Annotated in this window: 19 protein-coding genes; 11 read left to right on the top strand and 8 right to left on the bottom strand. The window is 35.7% G+C overall.

Annotated features, from left to right (window positions below; genetic code table 11):
* From ACTWP4_RS00840 to ACTWP4_RS00830, 3 genes are all read left to right on the top strand, one after another.
* On the top strand, window positions 1-777 hold the full coding sequence (locus ACTWP4_RS00840) for a PHP-associated domain-containing protein (protein WP_443126864.1): 777 nt from the start codon (window positions 1-3) through the stop codon (window positions 775-777).
* Between the two features lie 125 nt (window positions 778-902).
* Entirely contained in the window at window positions 903-2,588 is a 1,686-nt protein-coding gene (locus tag ACTWP4_RS00835) for a hypothetical protein (protein WP_443126863.1), read from the top strand.
* Between the two features lie 117 nt (window positions 2,589-2,705).
* Window positions 2,706-2,909, top strand: a complete 204-nt coding sequence (locus ACTWP4_RS00830; protein ID WP_443126862.1) for a hypothetical protein — start codon at window positions 2,706-2,708, stop codon at window positions 2,907-2,909.
* Between the two features lie 135 nt (window positions 2,910-3,044).
* Here ACTWP4_RS00830 and ACTWP4_RS00825 read toward each other — a convergent pair whose 3' ends face one another.
* The 4 genes from ACTWP4_RS00825 to ACTWP4_RS00810 are packed head-to-tail and all read right to left on the bottom strand — an operon-like array spanning window position 3,045 to window position 7,085.
* The gene (locus tag ACTWP4_RS00825) at window positions 3,045-4,142 is read right to left on the bottom strand and encodes a GerAB/ArcD/ProY family transporter (protein WP_443126861.1); all 1,098 of its coding nucleotides are present in this window, start codon (window positions 4,140-4,142) and stop codon (window positions 3,045-3,047) included.
* Window positions 4,143-4,167: 25 nt separating this feature from the next.
* The gene (locus tag ACTWP4_RS00820; RefSeq protein WP_443126860.1) at window positions 4,168-4,410 is read right to left on the bottom strand and encodes a hypothetical protein; all 243 of its coding nucleotides are present in this window, start codon (window positions 4,408-4,410) and stop codon (window positions 4,168-4,170) included.
* 3 nt (window positions 4,411-4,413) lie between these two features.
* On the bottom strand, window positions 4,414-5,559 hold the full coding sequence (locus ACTWP4_RS00815) for a Ger(x)C family spore germination protein (RefSeq protein WP_443126859.1): 1,146 nt from the start codon (window positions 5,557-5,559) through the stop codon (window positions 4,414-4,416).
* A gap of 26 nt (window positions 5,560-5,585) precedes the next feature.
* Complete coding sequence (locus ACTWP4_RS00810) at window positions 5,586-7,085, bottom strand: spore germination protein (protein WP_443126858.1); 1,500 nt, start codon at window positions 7,083-7,085, stop codon at window positions 5,586-5,588.
* Window positions 7,086-7,509: 424 nt separating this feature from the next.
* On the opposite strand from ACTWP4_RS00810, the gene ACTWP4_RS00805 reads away from it, so the two are divergent.
* The 6 genes from ACTWP4_RS00805 (at window position 7,510) to ACTWP4_RS00780 (ending at window position 12,726) form a co-directional block, all read left to right on the top strand.
* Window positions 7,510-8,208 (top strand): urease accessory protein UreF, encoded by a 699-nt coding sequence (locus ACTWP4_RS00805; protein WP_443126857.1) that lies wholly within the window; start codon window positions 7,510-7,512, stop codon window positions 8,206-8,208.
* 11 nt (window positions 8,209-8,219) lie between these two features.
* The gene (locus tag ACTWP4_RS00800) at window positions 8,220-8,975 is read left to right on the top strand and encodes an urease accessory protein UreD (RefSeq protein ID WP_443126856.1); all 756 of its coding nucleotides are present in this window, start codon (window positions 8,220-8,222) and stop codon (window positions 8,973-8,975) included.
* 52 nt (window positions 8,976-9,027) lie between these two features.
* Entirely contained in the window at window positions 9,028-9,852 is an 825-nt protein-coding gene (locus tag ACTWP4_RS00795) for an AraC family transcriptional regulator (protein WP_443126855.1), read from the top strand.
* Window positions 9,853-9,959: 107 nt separating this feature from the next.
* Window positions 9,960-11,447 carry an alpha-glucosidase/alpha-galactosidase gene (locus tag ACTWP4_RS00790; protein WP_443126854.1) on the top strand — a complete coding sequence of 496 codons (1,488 nt, stop codon included), beginning with the start codon at window positions 9,960-9,962 and terminating at the stop codon, window positions 11,445-11,447.
* Window positions 11,448-11,455: 8 nt separating this feature from the next.
* Window positions 11,456-11,914 (top strand): hypothetical protein, encoded by a 459-nt coding sequence (locus ACTWP4_RS00785; protein WP_443126853.1) that lies wholly within the window; start codon window positions 11,456-11,458, stop codon window positions 11,912-11,914.
* 86 nt (window positions 11,915-12,000) lie between these two features.
* Complete coding sequence (locus ACTWP4_RS00780; RefSeq protein WP_443126852.1) at window positions 12,001-12,726, top strand: MBL fold metallo-hydrolase; 726 nt, start codon at window positions 12,001-12,003, stop codon at window positions 12,724-12,726.
* A gap of 40 nt (window positions 12,727-12,766) precedes the next feature.
* Here the strand turns inward: ACTWP4_RS00780 and ACTWP4_RS00775 are convergent, their stop codons facing one another.
* The 4 genes from ACTWP4_RS00775 to ACTWP4_RS00760 form a co-directional block, all read right to left on the bottom strand.
* Window positions 12,767-13,804, bottom strand: coding sequence for a LacI family DNA-binding transcriptional regulator (locus ACTWP4_RS00775; protein WP_443126851.1), 1,038 nt, complete (start codon window positions 13,802-13,804; stop codon window positions 12,767-12,769).
* A gap of 122 nt (window positions 13,805-13,926) precedes the next feature.
* Window positions 13,927-14,766 (bottom strand): sugar ABC transporter permease, encoded by an 840-nt coding sequence (locus ACTWP4_RS00770; protein WP_443126850.1) that lies wholly within the window; start codon window positions 14,764-14,766, stop codon window positions 13,927-13,929.
* Window positions 14,766-16,064, bottom strand: a complete 1,299-nt coding sequence (locus ACTWP4_RS00765) for an ABC transporter permease subunit (protein WP_443126849.1) — start codon at window positions 16,062-16,064, stop codon at window positions 14,766-14,768. Before ACTWP4_RS00765 ends, ACTWP4_RS00770 begins: the two co-directional genes overlap by 1 nt.
* Before the next feature lie 68 nt (window positions 16,065-16,132).
* The gene (locus ACTWP4_RS00760; RefSeq protein ID WP_443126848.1) at window positions 16,133-17,431 is read right to left on the bottom strand and encodes a sugar ABC transporter substrate-binding protein; all 1,299 of its coding nucleotides are present in this window, start codon (window positions 17,429-17,431) and stop codon (window positions 16,133-16,135) included.
* A gap of 345 nt (window positions 17,432-17,776) precedes the next feature.
* On the opposite strand from ACTWP4_RS00760, the gene ACTWP4_RS00755 reads away from it, so the two are divergent.
* Both ACTWP4_RS00755 and ACTWP4_RS00750 read left to right on the top strand, forming a co-directional pair.
* On the top strand, window positions 17,777-19,897 hold the full coding sequence (locus ACTWP4_RS00755; protein ID WP_443126847.1) for an alpha-amylase family glycosyl hydrolase: 2,121 nt from the start codon (window positions 17,777-17,779) through the stop codon (window positions 19,895-19,897).
* Window positions 19,898-20,005: 108 nt separating this feature from the next.
* The gene (locus ACTWP4_RS00750; protein ID WP_443126846.1) at window positions 20,006-21,757 is read left to right on the top strand and encodes a glycoside hydrolase family 13 protein; all 1,752 of its coding nucleotides are present in this window, start codon (window positions 20,006-20,008) and stop codon (window positions 21,755-21,757) included.
* The last annotated feature ends 97 nt before the right edge of the window (window positions 21,758-21,854 follow it).

The following is a 21,854-nucleotide window of genomic DNA, read 5'->3' as shown; positions in this document are numbered from 1 at the left end:
ATGATTATTGATTTCCACAGTCATGTTAAGATATCAAAAAAATCGCGCTTTATGCCTGATTATTTTCGTGAAATGATGTACGAGGCAAAACAGAATGGCTTAACAGCCTTAGCACTTACTGAACATTTTAATACCATTCGCTTTTTTGATATTTATGCATTTTTAAATGAGCAATACAAATATGTGGACGGGTTTTATGATATCGACGGGTTAAAATTATTCCCCGGCGTCGAAGTTGACGTTCAGGAAGTGGGACATATTTTGTTAATTGGTGATCGAAAGGAAGTATGTTCAATTCGTGAGCAATTAACAGATTTTAAAGAGGAGGATCGCTTTATCGCGTTTGATTTGTTAATGGATCTTGCTGATCAATATTCACTGATAAAAATTGGTGCACATCCTTTTCGTGATAGCACACCATTAGCAAGAAATGTTTCGAAAGTTCAGCTGCAAAGGTTAGATGCGCTTGATTTGAATGGTAAGGATTTATATGCAAAAGGAGTAGAGACTTGTCAGCAGGAAGTAAAGGAATTAGCGGATGAAATCGGCTTACCGGTTGTAGGTGGAAGTGATACTCACCAATTTTTACAGTACGGCAGTATTGTGAATGAGTTTGAATATGACTGCAGCAATAGCAACGAATTAATGCAAGCTATTTTGCAGAAAAAGTACCAGCTGAAGGTTTCAGATCAGTTAGCATTAAAAGTAAAGTCTGCTACCATAGTAAAAAAATATATGAAAAAATATATGCAGGAAGTGGACACAGTGTCTCTGTAACATTTATTAAGTGAGCATTAACTAGGGATATCACTAAAAATGGTGATATCCCTAGTTGTTTGAGATTGCGATTTTTTAGGATACTCCCATATGATACAATGTAAAAAAAGCTAAAGAGGCGATACATGATGAAAGCGGTTAACAAGGTGTTGGAAAATGATAAATATAGACTCAATGCTGTGATCGAGTTTTGCGACAATGTGTTAGAAAATGGGCGAGACCGCTATCGAGAGAATCCATCGCCATTATTTTGTGATGGAATTAATATCGATACCTTAGAGCAGATAAAGTGGTACTTCCCTGATACAGGGGAAGTTGTTATTTCTAATTTAGCTACTCAGCAAAATCTGTTTCGAACCTTAACATCTTTAAGTAATGTGCTCAATGAGCCGAAGTACAAAGACTCCGCCATGGCTGCTATTCGATTTCATTTTGAACATTTAGTTGATAAGAGCGGGTTACTACAGTGGGGTGGGCATAAGTTTATAGATCTTAAGACGTTGGAACCGGTCGGAGCGGCAGAGAAGAATTATGTTCATGAATTAAAGAATTGTTTTCCTTTTTATGATTTGATGTATGAAGTAAACCCTAATTCTACAGAAAAGTTTATAAAAGCTTTTTGGAATGCTCATGTATATGATTGGGAGGAATTAGATGTTGGAAGACACGGGGAATATGGTCTGGCAGTAGGATCAGTGTGGAAGCAAGAATTAGTTCAGTGTCCACCATTTCGTGAGTCACTTGGTCTATCTTTTATCAATACAGGAAATGACCTTATCTATGCGGGAGCAAGCCTTTATCGATTACATGGTAATAAAGATGCTCTAAGGTGGGCCAAACATCTTGCTTATCAATTTGTATCAGCTCGAGATAAAAACACAGGTCTTGGCGCCTATCAATTTACTCAACCGAAGAAAACCGGAGAGACAGATGACGATACAATAACTTTAAGTAAATATGGAGATAGAGCAAAACGACAATTTGGACCTGAATTCGGTGATGTAGCTTTAGAAGCAAAGGTTCTTCGTGAAGGCGGTGCTAATTCCATCTATGGAAAAAATGCGCTGATGCAGCAACAAATTGCAGAAGAGATCGGTGAAGATGCTAAAGATATGCTGGCTTGGACGTATGAAGGATTAAGAAGTTTTGCAAGATATGCCTACATACCTGCTAACAACTCTTTTCGAACGATGTTTACAGACGGGACCGACCTGACTGGGTATGTATTGAAAAGAAATGGCTATTATGGAAAAGCTGGAAGTGAAATGAAAAGCTATTTTGCTCATTGTGGATTTTTATTATCTTATTCCAGAGCATTCTTAGCTACTAGAGATATTTCATTCTGGATTATGTCACGAAGTATCGCAAAAGGAAATGATCTTGGTGAAATAGGAGATGAACCAGGTAGGGCAGTAAGGATTAATATGGATACGGAATGTTCAGATCCTATTGCATTATTCGCTATTATTGATTTATATCGGGCGACTATGTGTGAGGATTATTTGGATTTAGGGAGAGCTATTGGTGATAATATGGTAAGACGGAGCTATCATAAAGGCTACTTTATAAAAGATTCAACAAGAATTCATGCAAAATTTGATGCGTTGGAACCTTTTGCTCTTATTTCTTTACAGGCGGCTATTGAGGATAAACTTGAGTCTATTCCAACCTTCGTCAATGGAGCAGGTTTTATATCAGGTGATTACCAATTTCCAGACGGTACTATTGAAACGGTGTTTGATTGGCAATTATATCAGCTAAGAAGAGGTGAGGATATAACAGATTTGATCAAGGGAAAACGCTCATCTTAGAAGAATTAATATAGAAGAATATTTCGTTTATTCTGAACAGTTTTAAATAAAGAACCGAGAAAGTTCTGGTTCTTTAGCTTGTTTATCATCATCATACTGCTGAATTTGAGAAAATTAATGAGACCTTATTGGCTCGATCGATTAATAAGTGGCATAGGTCGTGATTTACAACTGGAACTAGACGCATATAGGGTGAAGAATGGATTAGATCCTGTTCAAACACTTTATAGACATAAAGGGGATGTCCCTCTTCATCCTATCAAAGATATCAGCAAGGAAGGCGAATTTAAAGAAATTGGACAAGGGGTTCTCACTTTGTAATTGATTTTCTCGGCTTCGAAAGACATTGGAATAAAATATTACTTTGTAGAACAGGATGGCTCACCACATCCATTAAAAAAGTGTCCAAATGAGTATTGATTTCCTAATAAAAATAGGATTGGCGTAGCCAGCCGCTCACCTGTTATTACCTCCTTTTATAAGTGTCATAATCGTTATAAACAATAAAGGGAGTACTACAATAACTGTTGTATAAAGTGGATAAACCACATGAACAGCCTCTGTAAACTCAAGCCCATTCGTAAACATTGTCAGTGATAAAAGAAGAGAAATTAATGTAATTGGAAATATAAGAATGTCTTTATCTTTTAATTGAAAGACACTGCCAAGTAATTCCTTAAGGATACAAAGTGAGATAGTTGCTTTCATATAAGAACCTACTACTAAAGCTATACCAATAAATGATTCAATTCTTGTAATGATTTCTCTTATATTGATTAACCTCGCCAATTGAAATAATGAATACTTTAATGTTCCTGCAAGAGGACCAAAAGCCATAATAATACAAACAACAGCAAGAATTAGTAAAAAACCATGTATAATAAGTACACTAAACATCTTTTTTTGCAATGATTTTCCATCATTTTTACGAACAAATGGTAATAATAATGAAAATAAAATAAGTTCAACATAGGGAAATCCAAAGTTTTGGTAAACACCATGCAGAACTGGCTTAATCCCATCTGGTAAAACCGGTAAAAGAAACTCTACGTGAAAAAAAGGGATAGTCAATATAATCACTATGATTGAAAAAAATATTAAGTAAGATAAAAGCAAGACAAACATTCTCGCCATTACTTCAATACCAGATCTCACGGTTAAAGCTGAAACGAATAATATGAAAAAATGAAAAATATAAGAAGGTGTTTGCCTCATCATAGAGGTGGTGAAAAAACTCCCAATATCGATAATAATATACGATAGCATTATAAACAGTTGCAGAATGATAGGTACACTAATTATGATCATTAACCATTTTCCATATTTAAACTGAAAAAGATCGATGAAATTTAAATTGGGATGCTCGTGATATAAATAAAAGATGCATGTTAATAGAACCATCCCACCTCCATTTGCCAGGATAACAGATATCCAAGCTCCATTTTTAGCGGCTTCTATTAAAGGTTGTGGAATATTAATTATAGCGGAACCTAGTAAGAAGGCAAAAAACAAACTTGCCATTTGTCCAGAGGTGATTGGTTCTGTTTTTTTCATGTTTGTACTCCCCTTACTTCATACACTACTTTACCATCTTTAATGCTTCTACAATCTGTTTTGCAGGATTGGAAAAAATGGAGTGAAAAAGCTCATTTAGATTCGGCCATTTTAAATCCATTACAAAAATCAAACTTAAATAAAGAACAGGAATCATCATCATCATATAGATGATTCGATCTCGAAAGCTGCTATGAGTAATTCTTTTAAAATCAGCTAACCACATCACAATGAATACGATAGTTAAAAAAAGAATATTTTCAAACAATGTTTATTCCTCCACTACTTTTTCTCCGCTAGTCATACCTGTGCTCTCGACTTTTACTTCAACATCGAGGTTAACTTCACTTTCAGCTAACAATTTACCCCATTCCGCCTTGTGTTTTTTCCATAGTTGGGGCTTTTGTTGATAAAGTTTGTTTGCAATGCCTAAAACATCTAACTCATTTTCTTGTAAGTAGCGAATGACATGATTCATATCTGCTTGAATACTTTTGGCGATATGTTTTTCCAAAGTCTTCAATTTATCTGCCGTTGTGACAAATGAGCATTGCAATTCTCCTAAGGAACCTTCAATTTTAGTTGTGATATCAATAGACAAGGACTCCTGATTAATTTGTGGAGATAATTTGGTTTCAAGAGAAGAAACTTCGATTGTTTCTTCTAGATATTCTATTTCTTTATTCATACAAGGAAAGTTGATAACACCTCCCTTGTATTCATCTTTTAACATGATTAAAGTTTCTAACTCTGCTGCATTTACATAATCCACCATTTTACCTTCTTGCACAACAGCTGCGCCAGTTGCTACTGGTGTGAGTGAGCCATTGGTTTCTTTTTTAATATATGGTATCAATGTTGTTTTGGATTTACTGTCTAAATTTATAGCTACATTTAACAGCTTACTTTTTGTAGACTTTCCTGTAAAATTAGCAGAACTATCAAGTATCGTACGTAGCTCTTGTGAGATGGTACGTTCAATAAATGGTTTCATTTCCCAATAATCAGACGCTTTTCCGTTTGTAATGATGACATAAGACATGAGACGTGTTTCATGATCTCGGTAAAAAAATTCAAGGACATCTCCTATGTTATGAGCCTTAGCAAAATCTTCTCCGATTAATAATACTCGCATGTGACTCCATTGAGCTTTTCTTCCTAAATGTAAAGGAATGTCTCGAGCAGTTTCAAAGACACTTTTCCCTTCTAAGTTAAGGTTAGTATAAAAGGTAGTTTCGCCACTGCTTGTTCCTCCAATTGTTTCTGCTGGAGAATATATTTGTGCATTAAATTCAATTTCTTCATTTTTATGTTGATCAAAACTTACTCCCATGATGAAACCGTACTCTACTAATTCTTTGCTATCCCAACATCCTGTTAGAAAAAGCAATATTCCAATTGTTAACCATCGTTTCATTGACACATCATCCTTATGGGATGAACTTAAATATTACGTTTATCCCGTTTTCGTGGTGAATTTTGTAATATACTTAATGGTGAGCGAATAAAAACATCTAATATTTGTCTCGGTCTAAATGGAGTTAATGGACTAAAATACGGCTGCCCTAATGATCTTAAACTGGTTATATGCAGCATGATAAGTATGTAGCCAATCATAATCCCAAAACCGCCTAATACAGCAGATAATATCATCATAGGAATTTGCATTAAGCGAATGCCGATAGCGATACTATATTGCGGGATGGCGAATGAAGCAATACCTGTCAACGCGACCAAAATAACGACAGCAGGGGATGCTATGTTTGCATTAATGGCAGCTTCACCAATGATTAGTGCTCCAACGATACTTACGGCCGAACCGATCGTTTTAGGTAATCGAATCCCTGCTTCTCTAAGTAATTCAAAGAAAAAAATCATCACGACAATTTCAAAAAAAGCTGGAAACGGTATGCCTTCACGTGTATCAAGAATTGCCATTAACAGGTTAGTTGGAATTAATTCTGGATGAAAGGTTGTTAAGGCAATGAAAATACTTGGTAGTGTCAATGCTAAAAAAAATGCAACTATTCTAATAAGCCGAATAAAGGTAGAAAATATTACTCTATGGTAATAATCCTCACTCGCTTGAAAAAATTCTATAAAAAGTCCGGGGCAAATTAAAATAGTCCCTGTTCCTTGTACCAATACAATAATTTTTCCTTCTAGAACAGCGGCGATTGCAGTGTCTGGCCTCTCTGTATATCGATGTTGTGGTAGTGGGGAATAATTAGTATCTTCAATCAATTCTTCAATATAACTAGTTTCTAAAATGTCCTCTTTTTTAGCACGTTTTATTCTTTGTTTAAATTCTGCTAATGTACCTTCATCAACAACACCATCCAAGTATCCATAAGCGATGTCTGTTTGCGTAGTTCCTCCTGCTTTAAATTGTTCTATCTTAAAATGAGAATTTTGTAAACGGGTTCTCAAGAGCCCAATATTTCGATCTAATTGTTCAACTGTTCCCTCATGAGGTCCTTTTACCACTGATTCTCCGGTAGGCTCTGTTACTTCTCTGACATTGACTTGTTTTGCTTGGGAATAAGACAACGCTTGATCCCAACCATGAAAAAAAATAACAACGTGTCCGCTTAATACATCGCTTATCGCTTCATTAAAACTTTTTACTGCTTTTGCGTTATGTGAAGAGATACCATTTTGGCTAAAGAAACTAATAACGTCTTCTAAATTTACTTCTTCAGCAGACCCAACTTCATGTGTTACCAAATCCTGCATCGATTCTTTCATATAATTGACTTCTTTTTCCTGTACCAATGTTTGAAAAAATGCAGAAAAAGCTTTATGTTTAAGTTGAGGACCGTATTTCCAATGAAAAAGTTTCAGGTCAAAACAATTTGTAAACTGTTTATTTATTTTCTTTTGATTTTCCAATATATCTAATGATAGTGCATCAGATTGTTTTCTCACAATTTGGCGTCTCACTTATATCACGAACCTCTTTTTTGGCATAGTATTAGTGAAAAATAAAGGTTGTATACATTTATAAATCCTTCTTTAGATTATATATTCGTAACTAAAAAGTTTTGATGGGGAAATAAAGGAGGGTATATTACTTGGAGGATTTACACTAAAGGACTATAGGATCAGGAGAGGTGATGGCTAAGCAGTCTTTCCTCATTTTTATCACGTCAGTAAGTCCCTATTTTAAGACTTAGAATATTGAAAAAGTATAAATGGGAGAACAGAAGATAATTTCATGATAAGTTCCCTGGGCCTTGTGGGTGATTAAAGACCATCCGTGATGGAAGTCTCACTTTTATTTCAAGTCAGCAACAAATCAATCGAAAGATACTATCAATCCAAAATTATCAGTATGATATAATAGAGAGTGAAATGGAGGGATTGGATGAGTACCAATGATTCGCAAAAACTTTTACATTTATTACATATGCACCATTCATCTTTCTTAAAAAGTCAGGTAGCACATGCAATTGGGATGGAAATGTATATCCGATCCAAGCAAATTAATTCAAAGAAAGATCTCGCTTCCTTTTGTCATAGTTATATAGGAAGTCATTTGTTATATAATGATGCGATCATAATTAAAGAATTATATTTGAAACTCAAAAAAGACGATTGGGATCAGGTTTTATATTTAGCCGAAATATATAATGCGAGAAAAAATGTGCTGGAATTAAAGAAGACCAGCCGCCAAGCAGGTAATCGCTTCTTAGATCGGCTATTGTCGATTGAAACATCGCCTATCCTTTCCAAATGGGCGGACGAAATAAAAGATAGAGATTCACTCAATCATTATGTTATTGTTTATAGTCTTTATGCCTTCGAAAAGGGTTTTGATTTGTTTGCAACGATTCAAACCTACTTATATTTCTCCTTAACAAATCTTGTCCAGCATGCGGTAAGGGCGATCCCGTTAGCACCAAAAGACGCAGAACAAGTCACATTACAAGCATTAGCAGAAGTGGATCAAGCTACAGAACTGGCTATGACACTACAGTTTAAAGATATGCAGAATAGTGCAATCGGATTGGAAATATCCGCTATGCAGCATAAATATCTTTTATCCAAATTATTTATATCTTAATGGAGGTAAAGATGGAATCGAATAAGCAGTTACAAGCACGGTTTCAGAAAGTAAATCTTCTGGATTATAAGGGAGAGCAACCATTAAAAATAGAAAAAGCAGATCAAAGTCATCGAGTTTTTACAACCTATAACATCGATGGACTGAATCAAACAGAAGAACAGGTAACAGTTGATTTTACGGTTAAAAAAGCATCTAATATTAAGTTATTAGATGAAGGGTCGGATCAAACAGCACTGCAGAAGCAATCACTTCAATTTAACTGTAATATCGAGGAAGAAGCGTTATTATTGTTTGATAAACGAGAGATAATCCCAAACAAAGCTAGTCTTATCAATCAGCATATAAAGGTGAACGTTACTAAAGATGCGGAGTTTGTCTGGGCGGAAATCGTTCATTTAGATCAAGTTTCTGATTATCATTACTCTTCGTTAATGGAGATTTGGTCAGAAGAGCAATGCTTGGCGTATGACCCGGTCCAGTTTGACGGGAGTGAGAAAATGCTAGCTCATCATGGGATGACGGAATCATTTCCATATGTTGCATCTGTATGGTATATTTCACCGAATCCACCTTTTGATGAATGGGATGTGCAGCAACGGTTATCACAAGCAAAAAATCACCGAGCAGGGATGACAGATATCGATGGTAAGGGAATTCTTATCCGTTGGCTGTCAACAGATTTAACGTTATTGAAACAAGAGGTAGACGATGTATTAACCTTTTTTGATGAAAAAATCACAGAATTACGTAAATGGAGAGTCTGAAAAAGTTAGGAGGTTATCTTCTAGCTTTTTTTAATATAAAGGTGGGAAGGGTATGGAACAATTTCTGAAGGCTGTAGCTTATTATTATAAACGTTGGCACGAGTTTGAAATGGATTTGCATCATCATCCTGCGATCGAAATTATGTATGTGATTGATGGCAAATGCCAAATTGAAATTGATGACCGAATTGTTGATATGCGTAAGGGTCAGTATATTTTTATCCAGAGTCATGTGAAGCATCGTTTAATCATTGATAAGGGTCACCCTTGCCGAATGTTAAATGTCGAATTTATTCTTCACAGCAGCAAAGTTACTCACTACATGTCAATCAATCAGCTTTTTCAAACAAATCCATCGTTACAAACATTATTTGATCAGAACGAGCGGTATTTCTTATTAAAAGATGATGAAGCGGTGTATTTCACATTACGGCATCTCGTCCTTGAATTGGATCATCAGTCAGCCGACAATCAATTATTGATCGATAACTTAATGGTCCAGTTATTGTTGTGGATAGACCGTAACCGGCGTGAATATAATGAACAAACAAATAACCAGCATATTAAAAAGGCATTGACCTACATTCATGAACATTATGACTCCGAGATAAAGGTAGAAAATCTTGCCCATATCACACATTTACATCCAAGTTACTTACATAAAATATTCAGGCTTTCACTAGGAATGTCGATTAATCAATACATAACTAAAGTGCGGTTGGACAAAGCCAAAATGTTGCTTATTAATACGGAAATTCCCGTTACTGAAATTTCTAATTATGTGGGAGTTAATACAAGTCAATATTTTAGCAATTTGTTTAAAAAGGAAACAGGTTTATCACCATCAGCCTATCGGGAACATTTTTGTGAAATATAAAAAGGTTAGAATTTTACACATAATCACATCAAGAGTCGATTATATTTAAATCGCTTACAGACCTTTCGTGATAAGATGCGATTAAAGACGAGAGGGAGGAAGAAAACATGTCATTCAAAATTACTTTTATCGGTGCAGGGAGTATCGGCTTTACACGAGGATTGCTTCGTGACATTTTGTCGGTACCAGAATTTCGAGGGATTGAAGTAGCTTTTACCGATATAAATGAGAAAAATTTAGATATGGTAACACAGTTGTGCCAGCGTGATATTAAGGAAAATGGACTTGATATCACCATTGAAGCAACAACAGACAGAAGAGCTGCCTTAACGGATGCGAAATTTATTTTTAATGTTGTTCGTATTGGTGGTTTGGAGGCTTTTAAACATGATGTGGAAATTCCGTTGAAATATGGTGTTGATCAATGTGTAGGAGATACATTGAGTGCAGGCGGGATTATGTATGGGCAACGTGGTATTGCCGAGATGTTAGAAATTTGTAAAGATATTCGAGAAGTTGCAGATCCCGATGTGTTGTTGTTAAACTATGCTAACCCAATGGCGATGTTAACATGGGCTTGTAACAAGTATGGAGAAGTCAATACCATCGGTCTTTGTCATGGTGTACAAAATGGGCATAAACAAATCGCGGAGGTATTAGGAAAGAAAAAAGAAGAAGTCGATATTATTTGTGCTGGTATTAATCATCAGACATGGTATATAGAAGTAAAAACAAATGCGGTGGATCGAACTGGAGATTTATTGGAAGCTTTCGAAAGCCATTCCAAATACAAAGATTCTGAAAAAGTACGGATTGATATGCTCCGTCGCTTTGGTTATTTCAGCACAGAGTCTAATGGTCATTTAAGTGAATATGTACCATGGTATCGCAAACGTCCCGAAGAAATTAACGAGTGGATTGATTTAAGCAGTTGGATAAACGGGGAAACAGGTGGTTATTTACGCGTTTGCACGGAGGGGCGTAATTGGTTTGAGACTGATTTTCCAAATTGGTTAAAGGAACCAGCTTTTGAATATAAAGAGGAGAACCGTGGAGAAGAACATGGCTCCTATATTTTAGAGGGTCTAGAAACAGGCCGTGTTTACCGAGGTCATTTTAATCGGGTGAATAATGGAATTATTTCAAATTTACCTGACGATGCGATCATTGAAGCACCAGGTTATGTTGATCGTAACGGAATCAATATGCCGTATGTAGGTGATTTGCCATTGGGACCAGCAGCCGTTTGCAATGTCAGTATTTCTGTTCAACGTCTGGCAGTAGAGGCTGCAGTCCATGGAGATGACTATTTATTACGTCAAGCAATGATGATGGATCCATTAGTAGGTGCTGTTTGTAACCCGAAAGAAATTTGGCAAATGACAGATGAAATGTTAGTGGCCGAACAAGAATGGTTACCACAATACAAAGGACAGGTAGCCGAGGCAGAAAAAAGATTAGCAGAAAAAGAACGGATACCAACTAAAGAGTATCAAGGAGCAGCACGATTGAAAGTGAAATCCGTTGCTGAGATGGCAAAAGACCGGGAAGCAGCCGTACAAAATGCCGGAGAAGCTGATAAGGGTAATTTTTGATAAATAAGATGAAAATTAGTATAGTAAAGCCACCAGGGATTGCTGGTGGTTTTTTTGTAAGCTTGAATTTTTGGACAAAAAGAAGCGAAACTGAAGAAAAGAGTCCACGAGAATCGATCTCGCGGACAAAAAGAAGCGAAACTGAAGAAAAGAGTCCACGAGAATCGATCTCGCGGACAAAAAGAAACGAAATTGAAGAAAAGAGTCCACGAGAATCGATCTCGCGGACAAAAAAGAGCGAAATCGAAGAAAAGAGTCCACGAGAATCGATCTCGCGGACAAAAAAGAGCGAAATCGAAGAAAAGAGTCCACGAGAATCAATCTTGCGGACAAAAAAGAGCGAAATCGAAGAAAAGAGTCCACGAGAATCGATCTCGCGGACAAAAAGAAGCGAAACCGAAGAAAAGAGTCCACGAGAATCGATCTCGCGGACAAAAAGAAGCGAAACCGAAGAAAAGAGTCCATGAGAATCGACCTCGCGGACAAAAGGAAGCGAAACCTAGAAAAATCGTCCGCAAAACCTAAGTAAATCCTCATAAAAGGAGTTAAAAAAATGAAAATTATCCCGCTTGGTATTTGGGGAGGCTACCCGAAAGCAAATAGTGCAACATCGTCTTTTTTAATCCAGGAAGATGGTTTTCATCTTTTGTTTGATTGTGGCAGTGGTGTGCTTGCTTCAGTACAAAATTACATATCCATTCAACAATTAGATGCAGTCATCATCACTCATTATCACCATGATCATATTTTAGATGTCGGTGCTCTTCATTATGCTAAATTAATTCAGAATCAATTACATGAACAACATAAAACACTGCCAATATATGCACATGATCAGGATGAACAGTTTCACTCTCTATCCTACAAAGAGCATACGAAAGCATACGATTTAGCAAAAACTTCACAAATAGGCCCTTTTACAATCCAAACAACCAAAACAGATCATCCTGCTTATTGCTTAGCAGTTCGTTTGAATGCAAAAGGAAAAAACGTCGTATTTACTGCGGATACAGCCTTGGAGAAATCGCTCATACCATTCGCCCAGAATGCTGACTTATTAGTATCGGAAGCAAATCTTTATCAGGAGTATGAAGGACAAATTCCAGGTCATATGAGTGGTCGACAGGCTGGGATTTTAGCGGATGAAGCAATGGTTAAGCAATTAATGCTGACTCATTTGCCGCACTTTGGCAATCTGAACAATCTTGTTGAAGAGGCGAAACAGACTTACACCAATCAAACAACTATAGCTACTGTCGGCAAAACGTATATCATTTAAAAAGGTACACCCGTGTTTAATAGGTGTACCTTTGAGACTATTATTTTACTGTTTCAGACGTGAATGATTTCGTTGATTGTCTGAATTTAATTTCATAAGGAACGATAATACGTTTAGCTGGCTCATCTTTATTTTTTGCTTTTTCAATTAAGCAACGCGCGGACTGCACACCTAACTGGTAGATTTGAATATCAACAGTTGTTAAAGGTGGTGTTGTGATTTCCGACAGATAAAGATTGTTAAATGATGTTAAGGAAACATCTTCAGGACAACTGAGTCCAATTTCCTCTAATGTATTAATGACACCCAAAGTCATCAAATCATCGGCCACAACGAGACCTGTTGGTGGTTCATCTAATGCAAATAGTTGCTCAACCGCATCGCGACCACCTGATTTTAAAAATTCTGCATGTACGGTATATTCGCTTGGTAGCGGCAAGCCTGCTTCTTCTATAGCAGATTTATAGCCATTCAATCGGTCAACAGTCACAGTTAATTCCGTTGAACCACCAATAAAGGCGATATGCCGATGTCCAATATCTATTAAATGATTGGTTAAATCTTTGCTAGCCTTAAAGTTATTATTATCGACATACGTAATTTCACTTTCTTGTTCAGAAGGTTTCCCGACAATAACAAACGGGAAATCTTTCTCTGTTAAAAATTGTTGTACAGGATCAGCAATTCGAGAGTATAGTAAGATAATACCGTCAACTCGGTTACCATTTACCATTCGTTGTACTTCTTCATAAACTTCCTGGTCATTACCGCCTGTTGATACGTATAAAGAATATTCAGTTTCATGGGCGAAAGAACCAATTCCTCGTAATACTTCAGGGAAGAATGGATTTTGCAATGCTTTATCAGCAGATGATGGCATGATCACACCAATTGCCTGTGAAGAGCGTACTGCCAGATTACGTGCATTGATATTTGGATGGTAACCAAGGTCTTTCATTGCTTTTCTAACACGTTTCTTTGTATCTAAGCTGATTCTAGGATTGTCAGCTATAACTCTAGAAACAGTAGAGGGTGCTACTCCTGCTTTTTTTGCTACGTCTTTAATTGTAATTCCCATATTTATTCACCCTTTAGTTTAGTAAAAATGCATAGTAATCTGAAATTTCTGTATTTCTATTATATGTGATCAGGTACTAATATGAAATATATTTAGTTAAGAAACTTATGAGAAATTCACACTTATCCTTTCGTACCCCCAGCAGTAAGTCCAGAAATTAGGTACCGTTGCAAGAATAGATAAACCGTTGCAACCGGAACAGCTATTAAAATTGAACCAGCAGCAAACCTGGTGAAATTATTAGCGAAACGATCATTAATAAAATTAAATAATCCAACAGCTAGTGTATAGTTATCTTGACTTGATAGTACGATTGAAGGTAATAAAAAATCAAAAAGCGGCATCATAAAATTAAATAATGCAACTACCGCTAGAATAGGTTTAGCTAGTGGAAGCATTACACTCCAAAATACTCTTAAATGACCTGCGCCATCGATTCTAGCTGCTTCGTCAAGTTCACGCGGAATAGTGTCAAAATATCCTTTAACTAACCATGCATTAAATGGTATTTGTCCACCAAGATAAACCAATATTAACCCAGTTAATGTATCAAGCATTCCAATCATATTAAGGAAAATATATAATGCTACCATTGCCATCATAACAGGAAACATTTGAAGTAACAGGAAGATATATAATGCATTCTTTTTACCCTTAAATTCGTACCGTGAAAATGCGTATGCTACTAAAGACGTTATGATTACGCTACTTGCAGCTACAGAGATAGATACGATCAGTGAATTCTTGTACCATAATAAATAATCGCTTTCCTCACTAAAAAGCCATTTGTAATGTTCCAATGAAAAATTTTCTGGAATGAGAGAAGATGAATATAAGCTAGAACCTTGATTAAGAGACATTCCTACTGTCCAAACTAATGGATAAAATATAATAATGGAAGTGATAAGAATAACAAGGTACATAAGGGTTACTTCGATTTTTGACTTTTGCTTTTGATTCATTATAATTCACCTTCTTCCTTAAATGATTTCGTCTGCCTAAATTGATAAAAGGCGAAACCAGAAATAATCAGTCCCATGATTAGAGAAATAACCGCTGCCATTGCATAATTATTTGTTTCAAAGGTTAACTTATATACCCAGGAAATTAATATGTCAGTACCACCAGCATTCTGATTCCTTATTGGAGGGCCACCTTCATTAAATAGATAAATAATATTAAAATTATTAAAATTTTGCGCATATTGCATGATTAATAATGGTGCAGTTGCAAACATGACATGTGGAAAAGTTATAAAGCGAAATTTTTGAAAGCGGGATCCACCATCTACATCTGCTGCTTCATACCAATCTTTCGAAATGCTTTGTAAGACACCAGTAAACAAGGCAAATATAAAAGGAAAACCTAACCATGTTTGAATTAAAATGATCGCCGTCCTTGCATAGAAAGGTTCACTAAGCCATGAGATACCTTCTCCTCCAAAAAGCGGAATGATAATATCGCGGTTAATCGCGCCAAAGTCATCATTAAACATAGCCGAAAAAATTAAAATCGTAACAAATGCAGGAACTGCCCAAGGTAAAATTAGAATCGTACGAATTAATTTCTTGAATCGAATTCTTGGGTCATTTACGATTAACGCTAAGAATAAACCTATAGCAATTTGTAGTGTTGTTGCAAGAACTGTCCATACGATTGTCCACGCCAAAACACTGATAAAAGTATCCTGCCAGATTGGAACTGTAATAAGTTCTTTGAAATTATCAAACGCTACCCAATCCACGAGGTTTCTTGGTGGTGAGTTGTATAAATTATAATTAGTGAATGCTAGTAATACCGAAAATATAAGTGGGAATATTACTACAAAAATCATGAGTAATAATCCAGGTACAGTCATTAAATATGGGAATGTTGTATCATAAAAATCGATTATTGTGTCTTTAAAACCTTTTGGTTTCCAACCATCTCTAATTTTTTTTGCTTGGTTACGTGCATCCATCACATTAAATATATATAATGCGATCAAAATTACGGTTGCGATTAATGCTAAGACACCAAACACTAATAATCGAATGGAGTGATCTGTGCCTGGAATAGTACCTAATGTACGTAATCCCCATAATCCGAAATTAATCGAATCTAGCAATGTTATTAAAAAGGCAAGTTCTAATAGAATAAAAATTATGCCTTTTAAAAATCTGCGGTTATAAAGTTGACCTAATCCTGCAAAAATGATTGACAATACAGTGGCAACGTTTGGATTATGTTTTTTTAATTTGTTATTGGAATTGTGATTCAATTTGATTACCTCCCCAATAGGACAGAAAAAATGAGAGGGAAGAAAAAATTTTCTTCCCTGTAATTGTTTTATTGAGCACCACTAGCATTAATATTAGTTTTTATTTGCTCTACTGCTTCCGGTAATACAGAAGCAGGATCTTCACCTTCAGCTATGAACTGTAATGCATTATTCATTGGTTCCCAAACTTGAGACATTTGTGGAGTACTAGGCATCGGCACACCATTTTCAATTTGTTTACTAAAAGTGCTGAAAATTGGATCATCGATAGATTCAAGTGCACTAGTATTAGTTGGCAACTCACCCGCAACATCAAAGTAATGTTTTTGATTTTCTTCGTTTGTCATGAATAATGCTAGATCGGTTGCCCATTCCGTATTATCAGAGTAGTAAGAAACCATCCATGCTTTTACACCAACGAGTGATTGTGCTCCTTTACCATTGATGTCAGGAAACGGTGCAAATCCAAGACTGTCACCTAAAGCCTCCCTATAACTTGCTATACTCCATGGTCCATTAATAACAGCACCAACTTTTCCTTCTGTAAATAATCCATCTATAACATCAGTTGTCGTAGAAGGGGGAATTTTTCCATCTCCGAAAAATGATTGGAATAGTTTTCCACCTTCAACAGCACCTTCATTTGCTAATCCGATATCACTTGTATCATATTCACCAATGTTTCCGCCAAAAATGTATCCACCATAGTTTTTAAAGAAAGGGTAAGCAAAATATAAATCGTTTGGTTTCATTAAAAAGCCAAATTTATCTTGTGATACATCTGTTTTTTCTTCTAATGCAACCAATAAGTCATCAATGGTTTGTGGTTCATCGATTATATCTTTATTATAAAAAACGCCATAAGTTTCTATTACAGCGGGAACGCCATACATAGCGGTCGAACCTTCAAATTCATACTGTACAGATTCTAGCGAAGCATCACTGTATCCTGCTAAATCTTCATCAGATATATCAAGTGGTTGTGCTAATCCTTGTGCTACAATATCACCTGTTCTGTCGTGTGGTTGAAAAAATAAATCTGGTCCATTGCCTTCAGGTCCTGCTAATGCCAATTCATCTAATTGATCAAGCATAGTTTTAGGTACTACATTTACCTTAATATCATTTTGTTTTTCATAATCTGCTGCTATTTCTTCGATAGCTTTTAATTGTTTTTCTTCATCATTTGCCCAAACTGTTAATTCTTCAGGTTTATCAGCATTTGCGGAATCTTCCCCAGTTTCTTCCGATGTACTATTCTGGTTATTATCTGTATTTGTGTTTTCCTCTCTATCAGGAGCACATGCTGAAATGATAACGATTGTAAACAATGCTATTAGAGCTAACCAATACTTTCTTATTCTCATATACTTTCTCCCCTTTTTAATAATTTGCGCAATCGCTTGCGCTTTATTGAGTCTAATTATACATAGGATCAATTATATAAGCAAGCGTTTTCTTGAAAAAAATATAAATAATTTTCCCTACATTATATATATCTTTTGAAGATGAAAAAGATATTGACATACGATTTAAATTATTGTAATAATAATGTTAACAACTATGATAAATACCAATATACAAATTGAGGGCACTGCTTTTGTATTTTTACAAACAACCCCGGCTTTTTTTAAAATAGCCGGGGTTGTTTGTTTTGGAAAAGGAGGATAGAGGAAAAGCGAGTAAAGAAAAAACGGAAAGGATGAAATAATTTGTTTAAAGAATTAAAAATATGCACGAAAACGATTGCGCTTTTTGTTGTATTGCTGTTGATAATTTCCTTTTTACCGTCAGTATTGAAAGCTGCTTCAGATGTTAATAAGGTGAATTATGCCCGAGATACTATTTATCAAATTGTAACGGATCGCTTTCATGATGGAGATACTTCTAATAATCCGGAAGGAGAACTGTATAGTCAAACTGATTTGCACAAATACATGGGTGGTGATTGGAAGGGTATTTCTGAAAAAATCATCGATGGCTACTTTAACGATTTAGGCATTACAGCGTTATGGATTTCCCAACCTGTTGAAAACGTTTATGGAATACATCCTGAAGGTTATACTTCTTATCATGGTTATTGGGCAAGAGATTACAAAAAAACTAATCCATTTTATGGGGATTTCGAAGACTTTGATGAATTGGTTAATGTAGCTCACAGTAATGGAATTAAGATTATTATGGATTTTACACCAAATCATTCATCGCCAGCTTTGGAAACAGACGAGAGTTATGTTGAAAATGGCACTATTTATGACAATGGTAGCTTAATCGGTAATTACTCTAATGATACACTTGGCCTATTTCACCATAATGGAGGTACTGATTTTTCCTCCTATGAAGATGGTATTTATAGGAACCTTTATGACTTAGCAGATTACGACTTACAAAATGAAGTGATCGATCAATATTTAAAAGAATCAATTGAATTATGGTTAGATAAAGGGATCGATGGAATAAGAGTTGATGCTGTAAAACACATGTCACAAGGGTGGCAAGAAACCCTTATGAATCACATTTATTCATATCAACCAGTGTTTACTTTTGGAGAATGGTTCTTGGGGCAAGGGGAAGTGGATCCTAAAAATCATTATTTTGCCAATGAAAGTGGTATGAGTCTCTTAGATTTTCAATATGGTCAACAAATTAGATCTGTATTAATGTCAGAGGAAGATAACTGGCAGGATTACCATAGTATGATCGAAGAAACATCCAACAGTTATGAACAAGTTAATGATCAGGTAACGTTTATTGACAATCATGATATGAGCAGATTTCAAAAAGAAAATGCTGCTCAAGTAAATACAGAGATGGCACTAGCAGTTTTATTAACTTCTCGTGGCGTTCCTACTATATATTATGGAACAGAACATTACTTAACTGGCAATTCAGATCCAGAAAACAGAAAACCTATGCCTAGTTTTGATAAAACAACAAATGCATACCAAATTATTAGTAAACTTGCTCATCTTAGGCAAAATAATATAGCTTTAGGATACGGAGATACGACCGAACGTTGGATAAACCAAGATGTTTATATCTATGAACGGAAATTTGGAAATAATGTAGTTGTGACAGCTGTTAATAGTGGTGACACAAATTACTCCATAACAAATATGAATACTTCTTTGCCAGAAGGAACGTATAATGATGTATTAGGTGGGTTATTAAATGGAGGTTCAATCAATGTAGATGGAAATGGATTAGTAACTTCTTTTGATTTACAACCGAATGAAGTAGCTGTTTGGCAAATAACAGAAAACAATAATCAGCCCAAAATTGGCCATGTTGGTCCGATGGTTGGCCAACCTGGAAATGAAGTTACGATTAATGGAGAAGGTTTTGGTAATACTCAAGGTGATGTTTTCTTTGGAAACAACAGTGCTACGATTACTTCATGGAGTGACTCCGAAATTGTCGTTACTACTCCTGATATAACTGCAGGTCTTTACGATATTAAAGTCATGACAAATAGTAATGTAGAAAGTAATGTTTACGAAAACTTTGAAGTCATAACCAATCATCTTATTTCAGTGAGATTTGCTGTAGAGCAAGCAAGTACTGACTATGGAAGTAATGTTTATATCGTTGGAAGTACGCAAGAATTAGGAAACTGGGACCCTGATAAAGCAATTGGACCATTTTTCAATCAAGTAATCTATTCTTATCCAAAGTGGTATTATGATATTGCTGTACCTGTAAATGAACAATTAGAGTATAAATTTATTAAAAAAGATGCTTCAGGAAATGTGATTTGGGAAAGTGGTTCAAATCATACTTACACAGTGCCAAATCAAGGTACGGATACAGTAACAACGACGTGGCAAGAATAATGCATTAGAGGCGGGCAATGCTTTTTAGTAAAACAACCCCATTCCATCATGGGGTTGTTTTCATTTAAATTTACAGAGAATAAATTTAAAAAGAAGAGAGGATATAATATGTTTATTGAAGCAATCAACCACAGAGCAATTAATCAATATGTTTACGCAAGAGATAAAGAAACGATAAATATTATGTTAGAGACGAAAAAGGATGATATGGAGAGTGTTGAACTAATATTTGCTGATCCATACGATTTTAAAGGTGATAAATGGCAATATAGAACGAAAAAAATGATCAAGTCTGGAACAACTAAACGAATAGATTATTGGAAAGTATCCGTTAAACCGGATTATCGTAGACTACGTTACGGTTTTCGCTGTACTGATACTCATAAAAATGAAGTCATTGTAACCGAAAGGGGCTTTTTTAAATCAGCTCCTGCCGAAATTGGTAATTATTTCTGTTTTCCATATTTACATGAAGCTGATATTTTCCAGGCACCTGATTGGGTTAAGGATACAGTTTGGTACCAGATTTTCCCGGAACGTTTTGCGAATGGAGATTCTTCTTTAAATCCGGAAGGAACATTAAAGTGGGGCAGTGAAGATCCGACACCGACTAATTTCTTCGGTGGTGATTTTCAGGGTGTAATCAATCATCTCGGTTATTTGGAGGAATTAGGGATTAACGGGATTTACTTCACCCCAATTTTTAAGGCGTATTCAAATCACAAATATGATACGATCGATTATTTTGAAATTGATCCACAATTTGGTGATAAAGAAACATTTCAAAATTTGGTGAAGGAGTGCCATAAACGTGGTATTAAGGTGATGTTGGATGCTGTTTTCAATCACAGTGGATATTATTTTAAACCTTTTCAAGATGTGTTGGAAAAACAAGAAGCTTCCCGATACAAAGACTGGTTTCATTTATGGGAATTTCCAGTGAAAGCAGAAGGTTTTCCGAACTATGATGCGTTTGGATTTGTTGCGTCGATGCCAAAGTTAGATACATCTAATCCAGAAGTGAAGAAGTATTTATTGGATGTAGCGCGTTATTGGATTGAAGAATTTGATATTGATGGCTGGCGTTTAGATGTTGCGAATGAAGTCGATCATGCCTTCTGGCGAGACTTTCGCCAAGTCGTTAAAAAGGCAAAACCAGATGCATATATTTTAGGAGAGATTTGGCACGATTCGATGCGCTGGCTGCAAGGTGATCAATTTGACGCGGTGATGAACTATCCCTTTACAAATGGTGCTGTGGAATTTTTTGCAAAAAATAATATGGTTAGTGAGACCTTTGCTGACAATATCACAAATGTACTGCATATGTATCCGCAAAATGTTAATGAGGTTGCGTTTAACTTATTAGATAGTCACGATACAGCTCGGATATTAACGGAGGCTGATGGTAATAAGGAGAGAATTAAATTACTTTATTTATTTCAATTATCGTTTATCGGTTCACCTTGTATCTACTATGGAGATGAAATTGGTATGACAGGTGGAAATGACCCGGGTTGTCGAAAATGTATGGAATGGGATGAGTCCAGGCAGGACCTAGCGTTGTTCCATTTCGTTAAGCAATTACTGCAAATGAGGAAAGAAGTTCGTGGCTTTGGTAACCGTGCTGATTTTAGTTTTCTTAAAATTGAAGAAAGTGTGATTGCCTATCGGAAACAAACAGAAGATACAGAATTAATCTTTATTTTAAATAACAGTGATCAGGCAAAGGCAATAAAAATAGATGCTTTATCGAATAAAAAAGTGAAGGAGTTATTCACAAAAGAAGAGATTACTTTTACGGAAATGTGTGAAGTAGAAACAGAAGCATTTGGGTTTAAATGCTATCAATGTCTATGATTTATAATAATAGAGATGTCTACTTTAGGGTGAACTGCAATGTAGCCGCATTTTTGATGAAACTAAATCTCATTATCTGATATGGTAGGCAAGTTTA

Origin of the sequence: Gracilibacillus sp. D59 (assembly GCF_052246695.1) — a bacterium.
GTDB lineage: Bacteria > Bacillota > Bacilli > Bacillales > Amphibacillaceae > Gracilibacillus.
The sequence above is the reverse complement of the archived record's forward strand: the minus strand, read 5'-3'. Positions and strand labels throughout refer to the sequence as shown.